We start from the raw sequence: 2,390 nt of genomic DNA, 5'->3' as shown, positions 1-2,390 counted from the left end.
GGCCGCCTAGCGGGGACGGGTGCGCACACGTCTCCTGCCGCTGCTCATCGTCCTGATGGCGGCCGTCCTGCTCGCCCTCGGCGTCCCGCTCGCCGTCAGCGTGGCCGGCGCCGAGCAGCAGAAGGTGGTCGTGGACCGGATCGACGACACGGCGCGCTTCGCCGCCCTGGCCCAGTTCGTCACCGACCGGCCCGTCGACGCCCCCCGGACGGGCACGAACGAGCGCCTGGAGACCCTCAGCCGCGAACTGGCCAGCTACCACGAGGTCTACGGCATCCGGGCCGGCGTCTACTACCGGTCGGGCATCCCGATGGCCAACGCGCCGACGGACTGGTTCCTGCCCGAGGCGGGCGAGGTCCACGACGCCTTCGGGGAGGCGCTGCTGAGCCGGCGCAGCCACGATCCGGAGCAGGTCTGGCCCTGGCAGCGGCACCGGCTCGTCGTCGCCTCCCCCGTGATCCGGGACGGCGACGTGGTCGCGGTCGTCGTCACCGACTCGCCGACCGGGCAGATGCGGTCCCGGACACTGCACGGCTGGCTGCTCATCGGTGCCGGCGAGAGCGTCGCGATGCTGGTCGCCGTCGCCGCGGCGCTGCGGCTGACCGGCTGGGTGCTGAAGCCCGTACGCGTCCTCGACGCCACCACCCACGACATCGCCACCGGGCGGCTGAAGTCCCGGGTGGCGGCGGCCGGCGGGCCGCCGGAACTGCGCCGGCTCGCCCGGTCGTTCAACGAGATGGCGGACAACGTCGAGGACGTGCTGGAACAGCAGCGCGCCTTCGTCGCCGACGCCTCGCACCAGCTGCGCAACCCGCTGTCCGCGCTGCTGCTCCGCATCGAGCTGCTCGCCCTGGAGCTGCCGGAGGACAACGAGGAGATCGCCTCGGTCCGGACCGAGGGCAAGCGCCTGGCGCACGTCCTGGACGATCTGCTGGACCTGGCGCTCGCCGAGCACGCGGAGCCGGACCTGCGGCTCATCGACATCGGCGAGCTGACCGCCGAGCGGGTGGCCGCCTGGACGCCGGCCGCCGAGGCCAAGGGGGTCCGGCTGGCCGGCGACTGCCCGGCCACCACGGCCTGGGCCGACCCGGTCGCGCTGTCCTCCGCGCTGGACGCGGTGATCGACAACGCGGTCAAGTTCACGCCCGGGGGCGAGCGCGTCGACGTACGGGTCTCCTGCGACCGCGACACGTCCACGGTGGTGGTCGCCGACCACGGCCCCGGCCTCACCGACGAGGAACTCGCCCGCGTCGGCGACCGCTTCTGGCGCAGCGGCCGCCACCAGAACGTCAAGGGCTCCGGCCTCGGCCTGTCCATCACGCGCGCGTTGCTCACGGCGGGCGGCGGCTCCGTCTCCTACGACCACCATCGAGGCGAGGAGCCGCGCGGGCTGAAGGCGACGGTGACCGTGCCGAGGACCGGGCCTCAGGGCTTGACGGAACGGTAGTAACGGCGNGCGTGCGCCCTCGTGCAGGGCGAGCGGGTCGGTGTAGATGGCGGTGCGCAGGTCGACCAGCTGGGCGGAGTGGACGTGGGCGCCGATGCCGTCGCGGCTCTTGATGACGGTGCGCGTCACCCACTCGGTCAGCCTCGGGTCGACGTCCTCGCGGGTCATCAGCAGGTTGGACACGGCGATCGTCGGCACGGTCTCGCCGTGCTGGACCGTCGGGTAGGCCGACTCGGGCATGTTGGTGGCCCGGTAGTAGCGCGTGGCGCCGCCCTCGGCGTGCAGTTCGGCCACCAGTTCGGCCTCGATCGGCACGAACCGGAACGCGAACTTCCCGGCCAGCCGTTTGATGCCGTCCGTCGGCAGTCCGCCCGACCAGAAGAACGCGTCGAGCTCGCCCTGCCGCAGCCGGCCCGGCCCGGTGTCGATGCCGTCGCTCATCGGCCGGATGTCGGTCTCCGGGTCGATCCCGGCCGCCCTGAGCACCCGCTCGGCGATCAGCCGGACGCCCGACTCCGGCGGCCCTATCGACACCCGCTTGCCGCGCAGGTCCCGCACGGAGGTCACGCGTGAGCCGCTCGGGACCACGAGCTGCACGTAGTCGTCGTAGAGGCGGGCCACACCGCGCAGCCGCGCGGCGCCCGCACCGTGGTTCAGTTCGTACGTCTCCACCGCGTCCGCCGCGGTGATGGTGAAGTCGGCCCGGCCGGTCGCCACGCGCGTGACGTTCTCCTGCGAGCCGTCGCTGGTCAGCAGCCGCACCTCCAGGTCGGGCATGTCCTTGGCGAACGCGGCGCGCAGCCGCTCGCCGTACTGCTCGTAGACCCCGTGCAGGGCCCCGGTGCTGAAGGTGATCGTCCCGCTCGGCGGTGTGTCGCCCAGCGGCAGCAGCCACCACAGCAGCAGCCCGAGGGCGACGACACCGGCGGTCGTGCCCTGCAGG

At 73.3% G+C, this 2,390-nt stretch carries 1 protein-coding gene and 1 pseudogene; one reads left to right on the top strand and one right to left on the bottom strand.

All coding sequences use genetic code 11. The features are described from left to right. Positions 1–19: 19 nt before the first annotated feature. A pseudogene (locus RH94_RS07755) lies at positions 20–1,429 on the top strand (sensor histidine kinase); the annotation flags it as partial. 27 nt (positions 1,430–1,456) lie between these two features. Here the strand turns inward: RH94_RS07755 and RH94_RS07750 are convergent. Further along, the coding region (locus RH94_RS07750) for a TAXI family TRAP transporter solute-binding subunit (RefSeq protein WP_407697268.1) at positions 1,457–2,389 on the bottom strand (933 nt) is incomplete at its 3' end. Position 2,390: the final 1 nt, after the last annotated feature.

Origin of the sequence: Streptomyces kebangsaanensis, from assembly GCF_001906585.1 — a bacterium.
In the GTDB taxonomy this organism is placed as follows: domain Bacteria; phylum Actinomycetota; class Actinomycetes; order Streptomycetales; family Streptomycetaceae; genus Streptomyces; species Streptomyces kebangsaanensis.
This window is presented reverse-complemented; position numbering and strand designations above follow the sequence as displayed.